We start from the raw sequence: 22,106 nt of genomic DNA on the forward strand, positions 1-22,106 counted from the left end.
AGTGTAACTTAGTTTATACTTAAAAGGGATAAATTGCTGACGCAAAACAAATTAATCCTTATTTAATACGCGTAAGGAGCAACTTATTACCTAGATTATCATATTTGCGTATCATTTCGTTACTATAATAAGATCTAATAGTAACATCAAAGTTACCACCACCCGCCACGACAAGCTACGCATTAGTAACCTAAACCATGAAGAATCAGCTTAAAGATGAAGAACTGATACGCATGTATCTCCACACCCAACAGAACGATTATTTCGAAACCCTGTATAATCGGTATGTGAGCAAGGTGTATAGGCGATGTTTATCCCTGACCAAGGACACGGCTCAGGCAGAGGATTATACGCACGATATTTTTCTGCGCGTGTATGGAAACCTCGTCAATTTCAAGGAGCGCTCGGCCTTTTCAACCTGGCTGTATTCCATTTCGTACAACTACTGTATGGATCAGCTGCGCTACGCCAATCGGAATATAACCGTTTCGCTGGATCAGAGCGAGGAGGATTACGCCTATCCGGAATCGACGGATTCTGAGCAGGTAGAAGGTCGTTTGCAGCATCTAGCGGAAGTCATGAACACGATCTCTCCCGACGAAGTGCAAATGCTCCGTTTAAAATATGAGGATGGCCTGGATATTCGTGAAATTGCCGATCAGTTTAACCTTAAGGACAGCGCCGTTAAAATGCGGTTGAAACGCACCCGCGATAAGATCCGGCGTCTGTATGGTAATCAGATGCTTTAACTCCCCAATTCTTCCATGGGCTTTTCCCGGTTAATTTAAGTTCAGGCCGATCGTTACGCCCAGGTAAGATTTATTCCGATAAATCCAGAGCGGGTTGTGATTATTAGCCAGGTTTTCAAATCCTAAAGCCAGACCTGCCGTAAAGGTTTTATAACCAAGAATCAGGGCCAGCCCGTAATTAAACCCCAGGGCTTCATATTCTTCTGTAATGCGGCCGTTCGTCGTAAACGAACTAACCAGGGTTGACCCAACGCTGGCAAAGCCGCCCAGGCCGAAACTAAACGAACGTCGTTGCGATTCCCGCTGCCCGCGGAAAAATAACGTACGGTAATTACCCCGGTCGTAGCGCACGCCGATATACACACCAGCATTTGGGTTCGTATTCAACTGGCCGGGTCGCTCCCCCTGTCGGAAGCGGTATTTAAACGGTACGGTGAACAAGTCTACATCGAATGACTTCAACTGGTAGTTAAACCACGGGCTCTCTTCTTTGATCCGATTCAGGACCGGATTATAATGCACAAAGAGTATGGCTGATGAATCAGACTGATCGAGCGTTCGGGGGTTATTGTCTGGCTTCGGCAGTGAAGCTGCGATGAATTCCGCAAACAGCGTGTCATTCCGCTCATAGAGAGCCGCTTTCGTTAGGCTTATATTTTCCTTGGTAATCACCCGCCCCCGTTGGCCGGCATACATGAACAAACGCTGGTTCGGACAGATCTGAAAAATATCGTTCAGTTCCAGAATCTCTGAACGCCGGTGCAGACTGGCACAGGATGTGCATACCAGTCCAAGCACAACTAAAAATAGCCCATTTTTCATACCTTGCCACTGTATTACCCGGTCTGATTGATACGCGCAGGAGCAGTTCCTGCTACAAGACCAGGATCACGGCGAAAGATAGCAACGGGAAAACAAGAGTGCACTGCTAAGGCGACAAAACCATGAGCGCCTTAGGCTTCAGCGGGTGCTAAACCTGAAATTAATTCAACGAAGCTGTTTTGTTCATTCGGCTGTAGGTCTTTTTCCGCTCCCAGTTACCTTTCTCGGGCTGAGGACGCAGAACATAGACATCCAGCATGGCGTAGGGCCGGGCGAGATATTCGCGGATGAGCGTACGCAGGGAGTACCCGTCGGGCACGTCCTGCGCGGCAAAGGCAATCGCTTCAATACCCTCATGATTCCCAATATAAAGGGCACGGGCATTGTGGAAATTCTGGGAGATGATCGTAATCTTATCCTGATTGAAAACGTCTTTACAGCGCACCACCGAATCGAACGTGCGGTAGCCGGCGTAGTCGAGCGTCATAACCGACTCCGGAACGCCGAGCTTCAGGAGCGCCTTTTTCATGTCTACCGGCTCGTTGTAATACTCGGAGTCGTTATTACCGCTCAGAATCAGGTATTTCACCTTACCTTCTTTCCAGAGCCGGGCGGTGGCTTCCATCCGGTAACGAAAAAATAGATTTTCCTTACCCGTCCGAACGAATTTACTGGTACCTAGCACCAGCCCTACGTCATTAGCCGGCAGCTCATGAATGTCAAAATAAATCTGGTCGCGGGTGTTGCGGACCACCCACCAGTTACAGACGAGCACCACTGTTACACCCGCGAAAAGCGAGAAAATACAACATTTGATGGTCCACTTGACCAGACGCACCCCTATTGCTTCGTGGGGTGTTTTTCGGCTGTAGTCGGTGGCCAATGTCGTATTCATTTACAAACTAAAATACGGGTTTTCGATGATTCCAATCACATTCCCGAACGGATCGTTGACGGCCGCTGTTTTTATCCCTCCGCCCACATCCTGAACCGGAGCGTGCAGCGTTGCCCCTAACTGCAGCAATCGCTGCTGGGCGGCTTCAACATCGCGAACACCCCAGTAGGTCAGCGTACTTCCGTCGGCAACCTGTGCGTTCGGATCGAGGCCTAGTTCATAACCACCTACGTTGAAGCCAACGTAAAAGGATTCATCGAAATAAGGGTCGAGGTCCAGCGCCTGAGCGTACCAGCGTTTTGTTTCCGCTAAGGCCGGAGCTGCATAGATCACCGTTCGCAACCCTAAGAAAGGTTTTTCTTCCATATGTATCAATAAGCCTAATCGGGCCTGAGCGGGACCGTCCTGCCCAACAAGGCTTAACTTGTTATGAAAACAATCCTAACTGCACGGACTCCTTTTCGTCGGCTTCCGTTGCATCAAGTGCCAGTGACTCAGCAACCGGGGCCGTCCTGGGGACTTCTTTACCGGCTTTTGGCGCCAGCAGTTTAACGTCTTTGACTTTAGCGAAAGGCAGTTTATTCCCCAGGGCTTTCCAGCCGCGCACCTCAATAAAGCCTTCCGGTTCCAGCACCATCTTCTCAAGCGGCCCGCGATCTTTTACCTGATGGACAATCTCGATTCTCGGGTAGCGATCGACCGTTATGGCGAGATTTTTCGATCCTTTGGCGTCGCCGATGAAACTAAATTTCTTGTCAAGAGAAGTTGTTTCGACCTTGAACCGTTTGACGTACCACGCCTTCTGGTTGGCTTCGTAATACACCGCCGACAGCACCGTTTCAGGATCAAACTTCATCAGGACCGCTATTTCGTTTGGCTCGTACCGGTTGGTCAAATCAAAGTTGGTCAGTTCGTACTGCCCGTCTTTATAAACGACCAGAATGCTGTCTTTCGCGTCGAAGTTACCCAGCAGTTTGCCCCGTTCATCGCGGTTCAGCCGCCCCAGGTGATCATCATACCAGATATCGACTCCCCCCAGGGTTGATACGCCACCTGTTTTCTGGGTGATCTTCCGAACCGGATACTTCGTCAGAATATTCCCCTGCGCCGAGCGGTTCTTGATACCAACGCTGGCAAAATCGAAGTCGAACTGCTTGATCTTGGCCGAACTCTGCGCCGTCAGATTGATCGTAATCACTTCAGCCTCGCCGTTGTCGTTTGCGCTGAAGTACGTAATCTTCGACTTCGGATTGCCCATCGTCAGATCGTACTCGCGGTCGCGCGTCACGCCCGTCACGGGGAATCGTTTCGCCATCGAAATACCTGACTTACCGTCCAGATAAACCAGGTTATAAATCTTCCGCTCGTCATTTTTCTTAAAAACCGAGACGTAGAGAATATCCTTGCCGACGAACACCTTCTCTTGTATCTTGGTCACGACGCACTTACCGTCGCGCCGGAACACGATAATGTCGTCGATGTCGGAGCAGTCGCTGACATACTCGTCTTTTTTCAAACCATACCCAATGAAGCCGCCTTCGCGGTCGACGTACAGCTTCTGGTTAGCAGCCGCCACGACGCTCGCAGCAATGGTGTTGAACGCCCGGATTTCCGTTTTACGCTCACGACCTTTGCCGTACTTCTTCTGCAGATCCTTGTAATACGCGATCGTGTAGCGGGTAATGTTGGCCAGGTTATCTTCCGTTTCGGTCAGATCCTGCTCCAGCTTCCGCATCAGCTCGTCCGCTTTGAAGCCGTCGTACTTCGAAATCCGCTTGATCTTGATTTCGGTCAGGCGAATCAGGTCATCCTCCGTAATTTCGCGGTAGAACTGCTTCTTAAACGGCTTGAGCGCTTTGTCGATCGTTGCCAGCACAGCCTCGAACGTTTCGCATTCTTCGATTTTCCGATAGATCCGGTTCTCAATAAAAATCTTTTCCAGCGAGGCATAGAGCAGCCGCTCCATCAACTCACTACGCCGAATCTCCAGCTCGCGTTGTAGCAGATGAACCGTCTGGTGAGTATTGACGCGCAAGATATCGGTTACGCTGACGAAGTGGGGTTTATCGCCGATGATTACGCAGGCATTGGGTGAGATCGACACTTCGCAGTCGGTAAAAGCGTAGAGCGCGTCGATCGTTACGTCGGGCGAAACGCCGGGCTGCAGATGGACGAGAATCTCAACGTCTTTCGCCGTATTATCCACTACAGCTGCTACGGTCCGGCTGGGTGCCTTGATCCGGATTTTTCCCAGTTCGGCCGCCTTCACAATCGAGTCGATCAGCTGCGAAGTGGTTACGCCAAACGGCACGTCGCGGATCGCGAGCGTTTTTTTATCGACTTCTTCGATTCGCGCCCGCACGCGTACTTTACCGCCCCGGTGCCCATCATTGTAATTGCTGACGTCAACTAGTCCGCCAGTCTGGAAATCGGGAAACAGTGTAACAGGTTTATCTTTCAGAATCTGAATCGATGCATCGATCAGTTCGTTGAAGTTGTGCGGTAAAATCTTGGTCGACAGGCCCACGGCGATACCTTCCACACCCTGCGCCAGCAGCAGCGGAAACTTGACGGGAAGGGTTACCGGCTCTTTCTTCCGGCCATCATAGGATAACTGCCATTCGGTCGTTTTGTCGTTGTAAATCGCATCGGTGGCAAACTTCGACAGACGCACCTCAATGTAACGCGGAGCCGCAGCCCCGTCGCCTGTACGCACATCGCCCCAGCTGCCCTGCGTATCGAAGAGCAGTTCTTTCTGACCAATGTTTACCAGGGCCTCGCCAATGGACGCATCGCCATGGGGGTGAAACTGCATCGTCTGCCCGATGACGTTGGCAACCTTGTTAAAGCGGCCATCGTCCATCTCTTTCAGGGCGTGCAGAATCCGGCGCTGAACAGGCTTCAGCCCATCTTCCACGGCGGGTACGGCCCGCTCGAGAATGACGTAAGATGCGTAATCGAGAAAGTAATTTTCATATAATCCTGACACGACGGTCTGATCGTGCAGGACTTCATTGGCTATTTTAATCGGTTGTTCATCCGGTTCAATGGCGTCGATGGGCTCAGTACCGTCAGCAGCAGAGGTTGCATCGGGCTGGGCCTGATCGTCGTCCATCGGTTCCTGATTTTCGTTGTTCATCATGAAGTAATTCCTCAGGACTGTTTCAGTTGAAATATATGGGCGGGTGTTACGCCAGCATCAAACAGTGGCGATCGGCTCCTTAAAGATACAAAAAATACCTGAATTATGTGCCGTTTTGGCCGTTTTTGTCCAACCCAGTCCATACATCGGTTTTTGTCATTTATCCGGCCATAGCTTCATCTTTTATTATACGGTGGTTTTAATAACCCCGTCCCAGCGCCACGGCGTCATCGACCGGTTCGCCCGCCCGGAAGCGCTGCAGATTTTTCAGAAATTGCACGACTTTTCCATCGTCTTCGGCTGGTTGTCCTCCGCCCGTATGCTGGGTGAGCAGCACATTCGGCAGCGTCCACAGCGGACTGTCGGCGGGCAGCGGTTCGGTAGCCGTTACGTCCAGTACGGCCCCGCCAATGGCCCCGGTCTGCAGCGCCTGAATCAGAGCCGGTTCGTCGGTAGTACTCCCCCGCCCGACGTTGGCATAGATACTGCCCGGTGCCATGGCTCCGATCAGATCAGCCGAGAAAAAGCCAGCGACCGTTCCCGGCAGACAGTTGACCACGATGTCGGTCTGGGGCAGCACCTGCCTTAGGTCGTCTTTAGAATGCAGATCGGCCTGCGGGTCGGTGCGGGCAAGCATCTGAATAACGCAGTCGAAGCCGGTCAGCATCTGCCGGACGGCCTGGCCGATGGTGCCGGTGCCGAGAATAACGACGCGCTTACGTCGGAGCAAACCCGTACGGGTACGGATCGGCGCGCCAACCCACTCGCTGCGCTCCTGTAGCTGCACCAGTTCAGGAATACGGCGGTAAAAACCCAGAATCCCGGCCACCATGGTTTCGGCGCAGGGCCAGGCGAAATAATCGCCCATATTGGCAACGACGGCGCTGGTCTGCACCTCCCGGAAACCGTCGAAGCCGGCCGAGTCGAGCTGCCAGAATTTCAGATTGGCTGGCGACTGTGTAAACCAGGCCGCGGGTGGGTTACCCAGCACCAGGTCGGCGGACAGAAAAGCGGCCCGCTGAGCGGATTCGTCGGGCAGGTCGTGGCGAAATACGACAGTCACATCGGCGGGAAGCTGCTGCCGCAAGCGGGCTTTCAGCGAATCGCTGAAAGCAGGATTAACAAATAGCTGCATACGAATTCTACGAAAATGAGAGCGAATTGGTTGCGTACCGGCGACACTCCAGCTTTACTTCGCTCCGTTTAGCTGGGCCATCAGCCAGCCGGTCATTTTCTCGGTTTGTTCAGGATACGTCCAGTGGCCGGTGTCATGATACACGTCCAGCGTTTTGGGGCCGGGGATGACGTTAAAGGCTGCGTACATAGACGTTGGCGGACAGGTTTCGTCGTTGTAACCCCAGGAATAATAGCCGGGTACGTTGACCAGCCGGGCAAAGTTAACGACGTCGTAATAGCCCGTCGTCCGGATGCGGTCGGGTTTATTGTTATACGCCAGGTTATCGCCCGCGAAGAGGTGCGGCCAGCCGCCCGCCCGGCCGTGGAGGTAGCCCGTTACGTCGGCCAGGGCCGGGTAGTAGGCTCCGAGCCATTTCACCCGACTATCCAGTCCAGCCGTCACAATGGATAAGGCCCCTCCCTGACTGCCACCCGTTACGGCCAGATTCTGTCCGTCGTACTGGGGCAGGCTCGTTAGGAAATCCACCGCCCGAACGCAGCCCAAATACACGCGCTTATAATAGTAGCGGTCCCGGTCGTCGAGGTTAGCCGCCTGGTAGCCATTCAGCGGCCCGCGGCTCAGGTTGTCGTACACGCTGGCGTCCATCGTAACGGGAACGCCGTGGATGCCTACCTCCAGCGTAATGAAGCCTTTATCGGCTTCGGCGATCAGACCGTTATAAGGCCGCACGCCCGCGCCCGGCACCCGCAGAATGGCCGGATATTTCCCTTCTTTCTTGGGCACGGACAGAATTCCATAAAAGCGGGAGTTATTAATGTTCTGGAGATTCAGCTGGTACACATTCGTCAGCTCGGTGCAGCGCTCGGGCAGCAGCGTCATGCGGGCATCCATGGGCACTTTCGCCAGATCGGCTTTCGCATTATCCCAGAACTGCCGGAAGTCGGCGGGATTCGCGACGGTTGGCTGGATGCTCAGGGGATCGAACGCAGCCGTAGCCAGTCCCCGGTACTCTTTGCCGTCCACTTCGGCGGTGGCGACGCAGCGCAGAAACCCGGCAGTACGCATCGTGCCGCCGTCGAGCGCCAGGGTACCATTTTTCAGCGTTACGGTTTCTTTACGGGTCGGCTCCATTTTCTCCGGCCCGATCTCATACCGCAGTCGGGCCGCCGGCAGCAGAACGTTACTGCGATACACCGCTACCGTAAACCGGACGGGTTCGCCTAGTTTATACAACCAGTCGGCATGGTCGGGTGAAACAATGACCTTAACGAGCCGTTCAGCAGGCTGAGCAACCAGGTCATTAATCTGAAAAAGGCAAAGAATAAGTAACAGTCGCTTCATACAGAAATGCGCAAGAGGTATTAAAGGCGTAAAGACGGCAGGGCGCAGTTCTTACCCCATCTTTCTTTCCTACCTGAGTTTCAGGCTACCCGGGCCGGCATCTGCTGCCCCCGCCGAACCGGTTGCAGATTCACGATACACCGGACGAGCAGCGTCAGAGGAAACAGAACATCGACCCCGCCGGGCACCTTCGACAGGAACATACCAAGCAGAATCAGAACGGCCGCGCTGCCAAAGTAAACCGTCCGCCGACGAGCGGTAGTGTTGCGGCCCGTTGCCCAGTAAATCAGGGGAAGATGCAGCGGCATGAGGTAAAGGAGCGTCGGGTTCCAGGCCGTTACACCGTGGTCAGTAGCCACCCAGAGCAGAAATAGAAACCAGCCCAGAAAGCCCACAACGGCGAACAACAGCCGGTCGAGCCAGCGATCTACGCGCCCGATCTGATACCGTCGGATGGTGAACACCGTAACCACAATGGCCAGCAGAGCAAACACGACGTGTGGATCAAAAACAAATGGTAACTGCTGCCGAAAGGTTTGCTGAGCGTTATACAATGTCTGGTCGGACGCGACCAGGGGAACCACCTGCCCGTTAGTCTGCTTCAGGGTGGCCCGTGCAAGCTGGTCGTGTACCTGATCGGGCAGATACATGGCATGCCACCCGTCCGTCTGCTCGTCGGCGGGTTGACCAATGGCCAGATTCATGCCCAGCTTGGCCCAGGGTTTTGCGCTCTTATCCAGATACAGGTTCATCCAGTCGCGATAGGACTTGCCGGTCATCTTCAGGCGCGTTGGAATCGTCAGGCTGTCCCCACAGGCTTCGGCGATTTTATCGCGGGGACGGGTAGCACAGTTGTCGTAAAAGAATTTATACTGATACGTCCGGTTTTCGGGACGCATATTGGTCTGTATGACCGCAAAAAGCTGTTCTTTCTGCGCCGGGGTCAGGTTCAATACCTGTTCCCGGACGGTACGGTTCTCGACCTGATAGGCGTACAGAAACGGATACATTTCATACGCATCAATATAGTACGGCAGGGTGCCGCGCAGGAATTTCACGTAGAAATTATCTTCATACCGAAACCCACCCCAGCCAAACGTCAGGTCCATATTCTGCGCCGGGTCATTGATCCGAATGGCCGTATGACCGAACACGGAATACAGATCTTCGCCCGGTCCTACCGTCAGCAAGCTTATCCGGGCGGCTGGCGACAGCGTCTGGGCTATTGAAGCCCCAGGTCGAAGACCGAATACGGTTAACGCCAGCACCAATGCGATTCGAGCCAGCCACGATGCCGACTTAGTCATCGTCTTCCGTATCCTCATCCTGTTCAAACATTCGTCGCTTTTCGGCCGACCCTCGCCGGACCGGTTCTCTTCCCTGAACACAAATAACAAGCTCACCTTTTACTGTTTTTTCGGCAAAATACGTAATAAGTTCGGACAACGCCCCGCGCCGATTTTCCTCGAATACCTTGGTCAGCTCCCGCGAGACGCTGGCAGGCCGGTCGGGACCAAAGACCTCGGCAAACTGACCGAGCGTTTTGAGCAGCCGGTGGGGCGACTCATAGAATACCATCGTCCGCTCCTCCTCGGTCAGTTCCATCAGACGCGTCTGACGGCCTTTTTTATGGGGCAAAAACCCTTCGAACGTAAAGCGGTCGTTGGGCAGACCGGAGTTGACCAGGGCGGGCACAAGCGCCGTCGGGCCGGGCAGGCACTCGACCGGAATGTCGTTCTTAATGCACTCCCGCACCAGCAGAAAGCCGGGGTCCGAAATCCCGGGCGTACCAGCATCCGAAACCAGGGCGAGCGTTTTACCTTCTTTCATCTGACCCACCAACCGCTGCACGGTCTGGTGTTCGTTGAAGATATGGTAGCTGTGAAGCGGCTTGCTGATGCCGAGGTGCCGCAGCAGCACCCCCGACGTGCGGGTATCTTCGGCCAGAATCGCGTCGGCGTTCTGCAGGACCTTAATGGCCCGCAACGTAATATCGTCGAGGTTACCAATGGGCGTTGGTACGAGAAACAGTTTCATGCCGCAAGTTAACAGAGCGCAGCGAGCCAGCCGCAGAACGGTTGAAACTCCCGCCCGTTGTTCATTTTATTCATTCGTTAACCAATCGATCGATGGCACCCGCCAGCCGACGGTCCTTGTCGGTCACGACGTTTCCGGCATCGTGCGTCGATAGTTTGATGGTCACCTGATTATAGACGTTCGACCACCACGGATGATGGTTCATGGCCTCGGCGATAAGGGCCACGCGAGTCATAAACGCGAAAGCTTCCGAAAAATCGGCGAAGGTAAAATCGCGGGTGAGTTGATTATCCTGTTCCTGCCACATAGGAGTTTTTAGTTTGTTGTGCGTAGTTTGCGCAAAATTAGTTTGACGAACAAACTATAGCCAATAAACCACAACTGACCAGCCCCGTCGGGCATTAATCCCCCTCTCCATTCGTTATGGCAAACAAAATTCAGGTGCTACATCCCGAGGTTAAAGAAGGCTTTAAAACCGGCGCGTATTCGCCCGGCGTCATCTGCGATGGCTGGCTGTACGTATCCGGGCAGGCTGCCGTGGATTACCCCAACGGTCAGTACGTCCTCGGCACCATCGAGGAAGAAACGCACCGCACCATGCAGAACGTCCAGCAGATTCTCGAAGCGGCTGGCTGCACGTGGGACGATGTCGTGAAGAGCACCGTCCACCTGGCCGATATTAAGGATTTTGCCGCCTACAACGAGGTGTATGCCAGTTATTTCCCCGGCATCAAACCCGCCCGCACAACGGTTCAGTCGGGCCTGGGTAACGGCATCAAGGTCGAGATTGACGTAGTCGCCAAAGTGCCCTGATATGGCCTGGTATGACGTTCAGAATCCCGACGCCATCGCTTCCCCGGCCCTGCTGGTGTATCCCGACCGGGTACTCAATAATATCCGGCTGACCATTCGGCTGACCGGGGGCGATGCGGCTCGGCTGCGGCCACACGTAAAAACGCACAAGATGCGCGCCGTGACCGAGCTGCTGCTGGACGAAGGCATCCGGCAGTTCAAATGCGCTACGCTTAAAGAAGCCCGGATGCTGGCCGAAGCGGGTGGCGCCTATGCGGGTCAGACCGACGTCATGCTGGCTTATCCGCTGGTCGGACCGGCGGTGACGCAACTGGCCGCCCTGCGGGCCGAGTTTCCGGCGGTTCGGTTTTCCTGCCTGATCGATGCGTCGGCTTCCGCCCAACGCCTGTCGGATGCGTTCCCGGATGATCCGCTGGATGTTTATATCGACCTTAACGTTGGCATGAACCGAACGGGCATTCGCCCATCCGATGCCCCCGCCCTGTATGAATTTGCACGAAACCTGCCCGGTATTCGGGTAGTGGGCCTGCATGCTTACGACGGCCACATTCGTAACACCGACCTCGACCAGCGTCGCCACCACGCCGACGAAACCTTCGCGCTGGCCGATGGCGTACGGCAGGCGATTGACTGGAAGCCCGGCGGCTTACGTCCGCAATTGGTCATGGGCGGAACGCCCACCTTTGCCCTGCACGCCCGACAGTCGGACGTAGTGGTTAGCCCCGGCACCTTCGTTTTCTGGGATGCGGGCTACGGACAAACCCTGCCCGACTTACCATTTGACGTAGCGGCCGTGCTACTGACTCGGGTCATTTCGGTCATTGATGAGCAAACGCTTTGTCTGGATCTGGGACACAAATCCGTTGCGGCCGAAAACCCGCTGCCCCGGGTCATATTTCTGAATCAGCCCGATGCGCAGCCCGTTGGTCAGAGCGAAGAGCATCTGGTGGTGCGCGTGGCCAATGCCCACGACCACCCGCCGGGTACGGTCTGGTATGGCGTTCCGATTCATATCTGTCCCACGGTCAATTTATACGATTCGGTCAGCGTCGTAGTGGATGGTCAGTACGTGGATACCTGGCCCGTCACCGCGCGCGGCCACTAATCTCCATTCCTAATCTGTCATGTTCATTATTGATACCCACCTCGACCTTGCTCTGAACGCCATTGAATGGAACCGCGATTACCGCCTGCCAGTATCGGCCATCCGCGCGTCTGAACAGGGTATGACCGATAAGATCGACCGGGGGAATAACGTCGTTTCGCTGCCCGAGCTTCGCAAGGGCAACATCGGCCTGGTCGTTGCTACGCAGATTGCCCGCGTGAACACAGCCAATGGTAACCTGCCCGGTGCAGGCTGGAACTCGCCCCCGCAGGCCTGGGCCATGACGCAGGCTCAGTTGGCCTGGTATCAGGCCATGGAAACCGCCGGGCCGGATGGCCGACCGGAGATGGTGCAGATCAACAGCCGGGCGGGGCTGGATGCGCACGTTGCCCGCTGGCTGGACGACAGCGAACCCGCTGATGCAAAGCCGGTGGGGTATATGCTGAGTCTCGAAGGCGCGGATTCACTGATTGACCTTTCGTATGTGGAGCGGACTTATGGCTACGGCCTCCGGGCCATTGGACCGGCTCATTACAGCACCGGACGGTACGCACCCGGTACGGGTCTGTCGGGGCGGCTGACGCCGTTGGGCCGCGAACTGCTGCGCGAAATGGGCCGGCTGAACATGATTCTGGATGTTACGCACCTGACCGACGAAGGCTTCGACGAGGCCCTATCGCTCTACAAAGGCCCCATCTGGGCCAGTCACCACAACTGCCGGGCCCTGGTCCCCCATCAGCGCCAGTTGACCGACGAGCAAATTAAAGTTTTACTTGAACGCGGTTCGGTCATTGGCGGCTGCTTTGATGCCTGGATGCTTAAACCCGGCTTTACGCAGCGGATCAGCAATCCGGCTGATTTTGACATTCGGCTGGAAACCATCGTGGATCATTACGACCATATCTGTCAGTTGGCGGGCAACTCCCTCCACTGCGCGATCGGTTCCGATCTCGACGGAACGTACGGTCGCGAACAGTCGCCTACCGATCTCGATACCATTGCCGATCTGCAATCGCTGAAGAGCCGTCTGACTGACCGGGGGTATTCGCCGACGGATATTGCCAACATTTTTCACGGTAATGCCCTTCGGTTTTTACGTTCAGCCCTACCTTAACGTTTGGCAACATCGCCCGAAACGGGCTGGCGCAGCCGGTATAATTTTCCGGCGTTTTCGTCGGGGCGAAGCTGCCAGAAGGTTCGGTTGGGGTAATAGCGGAAAAGCGCCCAGTTCTGCCGGGCACCCTTATCGACGGCCCAAATCACCGACTGGCTGTCGATATTAGCCTGGTTATACACCCATTCTTCCGAAATCGAATGCGTCGGCGCATACTTGACCAGCACGACGTGCTGCCCGCTCTTGGCCGTCAGAAACGCTTCATTAGCCTGGCGTTGCTGCCCTGCTTTCCAGTTGGCGCTGCGCGTCAGGTAGATGCTTTCCAGCACAGCGAGAGGCAGCGTACTGAGCACAACCGCCAGCACAAACCGGGGTCCCCAGTCGCGCCAGCGGCCGGATGCATACCACATGAACAGCAGCCCCTGTCCGACTATTACAGCGAGGGCGCCCGTGGCCGGGGCCAGTTGATGGGGCAGTTCCGTTGAACTGAGCAGATTGGTCCCAAACGCGATCAGAACGCTCCAGAATGCGAGCCGGCCCGTTGCTTCCCAGGGCCCAACTAGAAACAGCACGAACGGCACCAGAAAAAGCAGTCCCAGATAAAAGTTTTCAAAGACAAGCACTTTCCGAAAAACGCCAACGACAAATCCTTCTATGGTTTTTCGATACCCGAATGTAGCCGCTTCGCGCTTATGGAACCGCTTCATCTCCGGCCGATTGTAAAGTATTTCTTTTCGGGCACGCTGGAATAAAAAATGGCGGGTCTGCCTGTATTGCTGAGTATAGTAGGAAGACGGCATCCGGAGAATATCGCCCGTAACGGCATGATTGTAAGCAGGTAACGCCACAATACTGGCGCCCATGAGCAGCAGGCCGGGAATCCAGCGGAGCAACGGCCGGGTGCCATACCAGTACTGCACCTGCTGAATGGCATAGAGCAGCACGCCCAACGGCACAATCGAGAATATAACGCCTTCAACGGGCAGATTGCACCAGAGCAATAACAGTCCTACGGCCATCAGCGTTACGTGCCGCCCGCGCGGTTGTCGTAATAAGGCAATCATTCCGCCAACCATCAGCGCTCCGCCGAGCATGGAGAGTCCACCCCCACCATAGCCCAGGCCCCAGTTTAGCACAAAGGTTGCGTGCGTAGCGACCAACCAGCCGCCAATGAGCGCCGGCACAGCGGGCATGCAGAGCGTCAGCAGCCAGTAAACCGCCAGTACGGCACCAATATACCCCAGCCAGACGCCCACCACCGGCGTACCGAAAATGAGCTGGCCAAAGGCCATGAACATACCCTGCGCGGGCGGGAACTTCGACGCATAAAAGGGTTGGGAAATGACCTGGATAGTTTCGAAAAATGTCCAGAGCGGGTGTGACGGGTTACTCAAACGCCCCTGCGCGAACGTATCGGCGGCCAGTTGCTGACTGAACTCCTCCGGCGCAAAGGGATGCGCCCCTACAACAAATGACAGCAGCAGCAACAGAAATAAGGTGTAGCCCGCCAGAAACCCATAGGCCCGGATCGGCCGGTACGTAATGCGAAGAAGCCAGGCGCTCAGCGTGTAAAAGGCAGGCGTCTGCTGCAGACGTTCGCGACGATCCAGAAGGGTAATCAGCAAAAATGAAACAAGAAAGACAAGCAACTCAAGCCAGCGGTGCTGCGGAATGGGCATACGGGCAACAATTATTCGGGCAGATTAAAACAGCGAAAGTAGCCAAAAGATGAAGGGCAGCCATAGCCGTGTAGTAAATCCACCCTTCCGTAAGTAATATTTCTGGCGGGTCAGGCAGGATTATTTCTGATAGCCTATGCCCTTTGCCACTACACCCGCGCCCGTTATGGTTCTTCGATCGACCAGCAGCGGCACGGTTTTGGGAGAGCGGTCAAAGGCCGAGCGCGTAAAATTCTTCACCACGCACCGGCTCACGACGTTCTGCTGCGTTTCGTTGTAAAAGCGAAAGCCATCCAGACGGGCTCCATCGACGGTTACGTTCGTAAACAGCAGCGTTCCACCGCCCGGAATTCCTGGTGGTGTTTCCCGTTCATCTACAAACACGCCACAGGTTTCGGCGGGCAGGCTTCCCGTGCCAGCAAAAAGGTTGGAATGCCTGACCGATACGTTGCTAATCCGGAGGCTGTCGCCCCCACGTAACGCGCCGACAATAATCAGCCCGATGCCCTGCGCTGAATCGATTGTGTTCTGATAAAAATCGCCCGATGAGCCCCCAGAAATCTGAACGCCTGCGTTCTGGCTGTTCGAGAAGGGAGACACACCAGTCTTGCTGATGCGGTTATGGTGCACCCTGGCTCCGGGCGAACAACTGTACTGGATTCCCTCGCAACCGGCGTTCTCGATTACATTATGGTGCACGTGCAGCCCCCGAATCTCGTGCGGGTACATACCATTTCGACCCTTGTTCCAGAAGCTGTTGCCGATATACAGGCCCTCGCCCCGCGTGTCGTGGACGTAATTGTGGTGCACATGCACATCCTGCATCACAAACTTATTCAGCCAGGTCGATTCGTCGTTTTTGTTCGGGTCGGTCTTGATCATCATACCCGCAAAGCCGGACTGCGACACCTCCACGCGTTCGATCTCAATGTTGGTGGATTTGCCCGCCACCACCAGCGCCGATACGTCTTTGAACGTACTGCTTACTTCAAAGCCATGACGGATGCCCGCCACGCCCGAACCCGTCACGAGGATATACGAACAGCCCGAAATGGTAAAATTGCCGTTGTTCCTAGTTGTACCCTGAATAACCGCTTTATCGCCGTAATTGATAAACACAATCGGCTTGCCCGGCGCTCCGGTAAAATCCTTCAGGATCAGGTTAGGCAGCGTGCCCTGAATCCCGACCGTATCGCCGGGGCCGACGCCCATGCGGGTACCGTCGTACTGCCCGCCCGACGTAATGATCCGTTTTGGTGTAAAGGTGCTGGCCGACCGCTTTACGTGATCTGGAACGGAAGTCCAGGCGCTTTCCCGGCCAAGGGGCTGACGTTTCTTCACTGCCGCGTTGAGTCTATTCGCGATGATGACGATTACGCTCAGCAGCAGGCTTCCAATAAGCAGGTACTTTCTGGTTTGCATCATAACATAATTAAGGTGTCAGGATGCGACCGGCATAACCGGCTTTCTCAGAGGCCGAAATGGCCGGAGGCAGGGCGGTATAGATTTGGCCGGCATCCGTTTTGTTGACGTTAAATTCGAAAAACTGAGCCGCCGGCCCCCGAAGCCGGACGCTGAACACCACCGGCTCGGCCATGCCCGGAAACTGGTAGCGCACATTATCGGTCCGCTCGTCGGTCCATCCTTGATTCATCCCGCCCAGAATCAGCACCTGATAGCCCGTTGCCGTCGGCTGAAACCGCAAGCTATAGGCTGGCTTCTGCGGGCCGTATTTCCCTTTACCGTCGTAGTTATAAGCCTGAATGCCGTCGTAGGCCGACCAGGCTCCACGGCCACCAATTTGTATTTCGGGGTCTTCCACAAGGGTCGAACTGTCGAAAAATTTCTCGTAAGGCTGCAGCTCGTTACGGGCCTGAAACAACGCCGTAACCGCATGGTACTCGTGATTATAGCCCGCTTCCCGGTTGGGGTCAAACCGCGCTGGGGCGTGGAAAATATGAAAACCAGCACCGGGTGTGCCGCCCTCCAGAAAGCGGTGGACGGCATAATAGGAATACATCTCGTAGGGCGGAATCCAGATTTTAGGCTGATCGTCGCAGGGGTCGCCACCATTCAGAAAGTCCAGACAACCCGTGTTCATGGTCGGCGGTACACGCGCAATCAGGTCGTTGGGATACGGAACACCCTCTACGTAACCGGCCTTATCGGCTTCGTACTGGAGTTCGCGCATGCAGACCGTTCCCCGCACCGACTGGCCGGGTCGGTTCTTCATGCGGTAGCGGTTGGCCTGCCAGTGGCCTTTCTGATCGGCGACTACATGCCGTGGTTTAATAGCCGCCCAGATGGCCGGGTAGTTCTGCTTGGTCGGGTTCCGGTTTATCCAGATGTCGGTATACTCTTCTTTGTCCATCCGGAAATTGAACTGGTAGTAGTAATCCAGGTGGAAGGTCTCGTGGCTGTAGATATCGCCTTTAATCTGATACCGACGCCCATTGAGCGTAATGTTCCCGTCCGCATCCCCACCGATATGGCTCACATCGGCATATCCGTCCTGAAACACGGACGTTGAATACGCATTTGATAGTTTAGGCTCCCCCTGATACATCGACGCCCCGTAGGCGATCCAGGCTCCGGCCGGGCTGCGTCGTCGGGCAATCTCCAGCATCAGCACAATCCGGTTGGTGCGCCGGGTAATCATTTCCCGATTCCAGGCCGCAAAGCCACGCGCGGCCAGGGTCTCCAGTGTAACGTTCGGCTCGCCGGTGCTTTCAAGAGTTATGGTCTTTTTGCGGGCCGAACTCCAGGGCTCCGGAAACTTCCCCCGGCCGTAACCACCGTACGGATAACCCGGCATGGGCGCGTCGTAGCTCCCCGGCATCCACTCGTTACTGTTCTCGATATTGGCCACCCAATACCCTTTCTGAGCGCCCGAAATTGACTGCAGACTCTGATAATGGGCTTCGACAGCCGCCAGCGAACGCTCGAAATAACCGGCTCCTTCCAGCGGACCGTGCAGCCCATACTCGGTTGCGTAGACAAACCCATCGCCAAACGGCAGATTATTGTATTCAGCTTCCGTATGCGCCCAGGTCGAAAATAGATTCACTCCCTGCGCCCGGCGTTCGGCAACGGACTGCATCGGGTTGAAGTCAACCGAGAAGCGGTAGTTGGGCGAGTAGTATTTATTCCGGCCAAACTGATCGGCATCCAGCACCCGTTTGGCTTCGAGCCGGTAACCCCGCTGGGTTATTTTCGTGCCAACCCGGGCCGATACGGCATTCGCCCGCGCTCCCTGGGCTACCGCCTGACTACCGGAATTTGCAGGAAGAGTATCGTTCTGAGCCGCAGGACGACTCTCTTTTCCGGGTTTCCGGGAACGGTAAATTGTCTGGGCGCTGGCTGCGTCAAGCAGAGTACTCAGGACAAGAAGAAAACTAAAAAAGCGCTTCATCATTGATTAAAGATAAAACCCGGAGGCTTGTCCGGGCAGGCAATTTATTCAGCGGATACGCTATCCGAAGCTGCCGACGTATAGGGATGCTGCATTCCCTGGATTTGTTGCTAAGTTAGGCGATTGTCGCGAAGGAGTGCGGTAGTCTTCGTCGAACAGCGAGCCAGTACGACGAAGAAACCGGTTTTCGACGCACTTATAAGCAATAAAATAATTGTGTCTCAAACCGGCAATGAATTGACCCAAAATTGATAGCCGAAGAGTTGATAATTGACGAATCTTACGCTATCAATCAAACCTCGTTCGGCTGTTATGAAAACGCTGCTCATCCTTGCCGCTTACTGGGGGTTGGGCTGGTGTGCCGGGAGTCTCCCCACCTGTGCACAACCCGCTGACCAGGAGAAGAATCCGTCGAAAACCGGGGCGCCAAATTCGCTGTTCAACGGGAATGACCCACTGACCTTTACCCTCGTAGCCGATTATCAGGCCATCCTGAAAGGTCGTAATAACCAGACGGTAGTCGACTATCCGGCTACGCTGGCTTATGTCGAAGCAGATCATGACTCGCTCGTCCTGCCGGTTCAAATCCGCATACGGGGTAATTTCCGGCGCGATGCCAGACACTGCAAGTTCCCGCCCCTGCTGCTCGATTTTGACAAGCAAACCACAAAAGACTCGCCGTTTGAACGCCACGCCAAACTAAAGTTAATAACTCACTGCCAGAATGAGGAATACGTTGTCCGGGAGTATATGGTTTATAAGCTGTATAACCTGCTGACCGATTATAGTTTCCGCTCTCGACTAGCGAAAGTCACCTATCGGGACATAGCCGGGAAACGGGACACCGAAACCCGGTACGCATTCCTGCTCGAAGATGAAGCCACGTTAGCCCGCCGGAATGAGGCCACGCTCTCTAAACAAAAACAGCTTCGTATGGCGGCAACGGATTCCCTGCAGATGGCCACGGTAGCCGTGTTTGAATACCTGATCGGTAATACCGACTGGTCGGTGCCGTACCGGCATAATATCCGGCTGCTATCGAGCAAAAAACACCCCGTGCCGATGCCCGTTCCTTACGATTTCGACCATGCGGGAATTGTCGAAGCCAGTTATGCCCTCCCCGCCGAACAGTTAGGCATCCAGACGGTTCGCGAGCGTCTGTATCGCGGTTACCAGTACTCCGACCAGGTCTTTGAACAGGTGTTCCAGACATTCCGGAAACACAAAGCCGAAATCTATACGCTGTATCAGAACCAGCACGCCCTGAGCCCGGCTTACGTAAAACGGACGTTAAGGTATATAGACGAATTTTACAGGATCATCGACCGGCCGAGCCTGGTCAAAGTGCTGTTCGTTGACAAAGGCCGTCAGAATGCAGCGGGCGGCATCGTGATCAAAGGTCTGAAGTAAGCCCTACGCCCATAACGCAGCGATATAGAGAATTACGACCAGCGGAAAGCCAAATAGAAACAGATTATAGCTGATTTTTAAGAGCTTATATTTTTGTTCGAGGACTTTTCCCTGCAGATAGAGGTTATCGATCATGGTGTCGTAGAGCCGTTCCGGATTGTTCATAACGTCTTTAACCCCCGTCCTGTAGGCGTCGGCCGTCAGGCGCGTAAAATCGCCGAAGAAGAGCAGGTCTATCGTACGGTCCTGTGCCGGGTCGGCGGTATTCTGGTGGGACGTAATCCGGGGCCGGGTCGACAACAGCGCAAAGGTGATGGTGAGCAGGCAGAGCGCCGTGAGCAGACAGGTAGGCAGGAGCAGTTGCGGCATTTCGTTCATATTCTTCAGAAACGACGAAATCAGGATGGACACAATAATGGAATTGATGGAAATCATCAGATTCGCCTTACTGTCGGCCATACTGCTCAGTTGAAGGTGGCTGGACATGGTCGTCCGGAACATGGTTTCAATGCCCCGGCTGCCCGATTCCTTCCTTTTTTTGTCTTTCTTCGGCTTTTTACCACCGTCTGTTTTCGTATCCTGATCGGCGTTTAGGAGCGGCTCAGGCTGCATTTCCTCCGGAAGCGATGTCATTGACTGGCAAGTATTTACCGTAAGTTTACAAATCAATCCGGAGATTCCGGGAACACCCGCCTGAATATCACCTGGCTGACCCAGTATACGGTTACGTCAACGTTTGGCGAAGGCTTCTACTGAAAGTCTGTTAGCCATGGGCGAATCGTCCGTCAAACCCTACCTGATACTCCAATTTTATCGACTAATCCGCGCGAACTGGCAAACCACCCGTCTGTTTATGGGTTAACTAATGGAACATACCATAAACCGTACGCTTATGAAGATGAACACGCAGTCGCTGATTAACCTGGAAGTTAATCTGGCCGAGTTGACCGAAGCTTTCCAGCAGCTTCCCTCAAATACAGACGGCAAGAAGCATCATCATGCCGTTAAATTCCCCGTGACCAACGATTACGGCAATGCCTGCGAACGCGAATTGTTATTCACCTGGAATGCCGAATACCAGGACTGGGAATTGAACACCAAAGGTCACGACCTGATTATTACGGCCTCAAGCCGCTAGGCAGTGATTATGTTTGTCTTCGAAGTACTATAGAACAATCTGCAATACACATCATTATATTTATTACCCCTACAACGCTCAATGTTACGTTGTAGGGGTAACTTTTTAAGAGCAGGGATGCATTTGGCTGTTTAAAAGACGGCCACGGAAACCGCTACGAAAAGAACGGCCATTGTCTGAGTGCGTTCACCTATGGCGTGGAGGCCGTGCTGTTTGATTTCTTTCAGTAGCGGGGTAATAGAGTAGTAAGCTTTAGGTGGATAGTACTTTACCCTACATAACCACACCTTTAATTTACTTATTATGTTACAAATAGAACTACTGGACTTAGTACTCAAGGCGCTGTATGAAACCCCATCCCGGTCGGGCGAGATCGTTAAACTATTGAAGCAAAAAGGCGTTGAAGTAACGCTTGATGAAGCTAAGACTCTGGGCAGACGTCTTGGTGATCTTAAATATGTCGCTTATACTCCAACTACAGACAGTGCTCACGTTGACCTGCGTAGTGAAGGTATTGAGTTTGTACAGGGTAGTTCATTTACGCACAAAGGGCATTCAATCATTACCAATCATTATTCTATATCCAATAGCCCGAATGCCAATTTGGTTTCCAGTTCGAGCCATGTGCAAATTACCCAGCAAAACACGACCGAGTTAAAGCAGGTCCTCGACCAGATGAAAGAAGCCATTACTGTGGACGCTTCGGTTGATCCTAGACAGCAACAAGAGATAGTCGAACGTATTAATGAAATTCAGGAGTCCGTCGCTGCAGGTCGCCCACCTAAGTTTGCGATCAAATCTTTAGTTGAAATAGCTTCCACTATCGGCTCTGTGGCCAAATTGGCTACTCAGCTTATGACTCTGTTACCCATTTAACCATTAATAGCCAGCTCAATGTATAGCTATTGTGACTGGAGAGCGAAAAGCAGACAATGATCTGACCAACACGTCAGAACGGTCTATAAAACCAGCAAGTGGGCTTTGAACCGACTAGAATTGAGATTAATCAATCCCGTATTTCACCCAGCTTATAAATAAAAAGTCAACTATCTAATTAACAGATAGTTGACTTTTTTGTGCAGAGAGCGAGGGATTCGAACCCCCGGTACCCTTGCGAGTACTTCTGATTTCGAATCAGACCCGTTCGACCACTCCGGCAGCTCTCTATATCGGTCAATTTGTATCTACTCTCGGCAGAGAGGAAGAGATTCGAACTCTCGATACGGTTACCCGCATACACACTTTCCAGGCGTGCTCCTTCAACCACTCGGACACCTCTCTGTGTCAATTGGGAGTGCAAATATGCACGAT

General features: G+C 54.0%; 19 protein-coding genes, 2 tRNA genes and 1 pseudogene. 7 read left to right on the forward strand and 15 right to left on the reverse strand.

The window, feature by feature from the left end:
* Window positions 1-197: 197 nt before the first annotated feature.
* Complete coding sequence (locus HNV11_RS12425; protein ID WP_171739970.1) at window positions 198-749, forward strand: RNA polymerase sigma factor; 552 nt, start codon at window positions 198-200, stop codon at window positions 747-749.
* Window positions 750-779: 30 nt separating this feature from the next.
* Here the strand turns inward: HNV11_RS12425 and HNV11_RS12430 are convergent, their stop codons facing one another.
* The 9 genes and pseudogenes from HNV11_RS12430 to HNV11_RS12470 form a co-directional block, all read right to left on the reverse strand.
* Window positions 780-1,571, reverse strand: coding sequence for a hypothetical protein (locus tag HNV11_RS12430; protein ID WP_171739971.1), 792 nt, complete (start codon window positions 1,569-1,571; stop codon window positions 780-782).
* A 160-nt stretch (window positions 1,572-1,731) separates the two neighbouring features.
* Window positions 1,732-2,466 (reverse strand): SanA/YdcF family protein, encoded by a 735-nt coding sequence (locus tag HNV11_RS12435; RefSeq protein WP_171739972.1) that lies wholly within the window; start codon window positions 2,464-2,466, stop codon window positions 1,732-1,734.
* Window positions 2,467-2,832, reverse strand: a complete 366-nt coding sequence (locus tag HNV11_RS12440) for a VOC family protein (protein WP_171739973.1) — start codon at window positions 2,830-2,832, stop codon at window positions 2,467-2,469.
* Between the two features lie 61 nt (window positions 2,833-2,893).
* Window positions 2,894-5,608: a DNA gyrase/topoisomerase IV subunit A gene (locus tag HNV11_RS12445; protein ID WP_171739974.1), complete on the reverse strand. Its 2,715-nt coding sequence runs from the start codon at window positions 5,606-5,608 to the stop codon at window positions 2,894-2,896.
* Between the two features lie 199 nt (window positions 5,609-5,807).
* Window positions 5,808-6,743, reverse strand: a complete 936-nt coding sequence (locus tag HNV11_RS12450; RefSeq protein ID WP_171739975.1) for a D-2-hydroxyacid dehydrogenase — start codon at window positions 6,741-6,743, stop codon at window positions 5,808-5,810.
* A 54-nt stretch (window positions 6,744-6,797) separates the two neighbouring features.
* The gene (locus HNV11_RS12455) at window positions 6,798-8,087 is read right to left on the reverse strand and encodes an acetylxylan esterase (RefSeq protein ID WP_171739976.1); all 1,290 of its coding nucleotides are present in this window, start codon (window positions 8,085-8,087) and stop codon (window positions 6,798-6,800) included.
* Between the two features lie 80 nt (window positions 8,088-8,167).
* A complete protein-coding gene (locus HNV11_RS12460; protein ID WP_171739977.1) occupies window positions 8,168-9,394 on the reverse strand; it encodes a lipoprotein N-acyltransferase Lnb domain-containing protein in 1,227 nt (408 codons plus the stop codon).
* Window positions 9,387-10,124 (reverse strand): 16S rRNA (cytidine(1402)-2'-O)-methyltransferase, encoded by a 738-nt coding sequence (rsmI, locus tag HNV11_RS12465; RefSeq protein ID WP_171739978.1) that lies wholly within the window; start codon window positions 10,122-10,124, stop codon window positions 9,387-9,389. The genes HNV11_RS12460 and rsmI overlap by 8 nt, the downstream gene beginning before the upstream one ends.
* A gap of 70 nt (window positions 10,125-10,194) precedes the next feature.
* Window positions 10,195-10,443, reverse strand: a pseudogene (locus HNV11_RS12470) (4a-hydroxytetrahydrobiopterin dehydratase); the annotation flags it as partial.
* Window positions 10,444-10,547: 104 nt separating this feature from the next.
* On the opposite strand from HNV11_RS12470, the gene HNV11_RS12475 reads away from it, so the two are divergent.
* The 3 genes from HNV11_RS12475 to HNV11_RS12485 are packed head-to-tail and all read left to right on the forward strand — an operon-like array spanning window position 10,548 to window position 13,156.
* On the forward strand, window positions 10,548-10,937 hold the full coding sequence (locus HNV11_RS12475) for a RidA family protein (protein ID WP_171739980.1): 390 nt from the start codon (window positions 10,548-10,550) through the stop codon (window positions 10,935-10,937).
* 1 nt (window position 10,938) lies between these two features.
* The gene (locus HNV11_RS12480) at window positions 10,939-12,042 is read left to right on the forward strand and encodes a D-TA family PLP-dependent enzyme (protein WP_171739981.1); all 1,104 of its coding nucleotides are present in this window, start codon (window positions 10,939-10,941) and stop codon (window positions 12,040-12,042) included.
* Window positions 12,043-12,061: 19 nt separating this feature from the next.
* Window positions 12,062-13,156, forward strand: coding sequence for a dipeptidase (locus HNV11_RS12485; protein ID WP_171739982.1), 1,095 nt, complete (start codon window positions 12,062-12,064; stop codon window positions 13,154-13,156).
* On the opposite strand, the gene HNV11_RS12490 is transcribed toward HNV11_RS12485, so the two are convergent.
* The 3 genes from HNV11_RS12490 to HNV11_RS12500 all read right to left on the reverse strand — a co-directional run bounded on the left by HNV11_RS12490 (window position 13,153) and on the right by HNV11_RS12500 (window position 18,250).
* Window positions 13,153-14,835, reverse strand: a complete 1,683-nt coding sequence (locus tag HNV11_RS12490; RefSeq protein ID WP_171739983.1) for a hypothetical protein — start codon at window positions 14,833-14,835, stop codon at window positions 13,153-13,155. The genes HNV11_RS12485 and HNV11_RS12490 overlap by 4 nt on opposite strands.
* A 120-nt stretch (window positions 14,836-14,955) precedes the next feature.
* Window positions 14,956-16,260 carry a right-handed parallel beta-helix repeat-containing protein gene (locus tag HNV11_RS12495; RefSeq protein WP_171739984.1) on the reverse strand — a complete coding sequence of 435 codons (1,305 nt, stop codon included), beginning with the start codon at window positions 16,258-16,260 and terminating at the stop codon, window positions 14,956-14,958.
* Between the two features lie 7 nt (window positions 16,261-16,267).
* Window positions 16,268-18,250, reverse strand: a complete 1,983-nt coding sequence (locus HNV11_RS12500; protein WP_171739985.1) for a hypothetical protein — start codon at window positions 18,248-18,250, stop codon at window positions 16,268-16,270.
* A 309-nt stretch (window positions 18,251-18,559) separates the two neighbouring features.
* Between HNV11_RS12500 and HNV11_RS12505 the strand changes: the two genes are divergently transcribed.
* A complete protein-coding gene (locus tag HNV11_RS12505) occupies window positions 18,560-19,657 on the forward strand; it encodes a hypothetical protein (protein WP_171739986.1) in 1,098 nt (365 codons plus the stop codon).
* 3 nt (window positions 19,658-19,660) lie between these two features.
* Here the strand turns inward: HNV11_RS12505 and HNV11_RS12510 are convergent, their stop codons facing one another.
* Complete coding sequence (locus HNV11_RS12510; RefSeq protein ID WP_171739987.1) at window positions 19,661-20,290, reverse strand: Pycsar system effector family protein; 630 nt, start codon at window positions 20,288-20,290, stop codon at window positions 19,661-19,663.
* A 259-nt stretch (window positions 20,291-20,549) separates the two neighbouring features.
* Here HNV11_RS12510 and HNV11_RS12515 point away from each other — a divergent pair, with 259 nt between their 5' ends.
* Window positions 20,550-20,795 carry a hypothetical protein gene (locus tag HNV11_RS12515; RefSeq protein ID WP_171739988.1) on the forward strand — a complete coding sequence of 82 codons (246 nt, stop codon included), beginning with the start codon at window positions 20,550-20,552 and terminating at the stop codon, window positions 20,793-20,795.
* Between the two features lie 303 nt (window positions 20,796-21,098).
* Window positions 21,099-21,671: a hypothetical protein gene (locus HNV11_RS12520; RefSeq protein ID WP_171739989.1), complete on the forward strand. Its 573-nt coding sequence runs from the start codon at window positions 21,099-21,101 to the stop codon at window positions 21,669-21,671.
* Between the two features lie 203 nt (window positions 21,672-21,874).
* Here the strand turns inward: HNV11_RS12520 and HNV11_RS12525 are convergent.
* A tRNA-Ser gene (locus HNV11_RS12525) sits at window positions 21,875-21,961 on the reverse strand.
* Between the two features lie 28 nt (window positions 21,962-21,989).
* Window positions 21,990-22,076 (reverse strand) — tRNA-Ser (locus tag HNV11_RS12530).
* Between the last annotated feature and the right edge of the window lie 30 nt (window positions 22,077-22,106).

The sequence above is a fragment of the Spirosoma taeanense genome (genome assembly GCF_013127955.1).
Lineage (GTDB): Bacteria > Bacteroidota > Bacteroidia > Cytophagales > Spirosomataceae > Spirosoma > Spirosoma taeanense.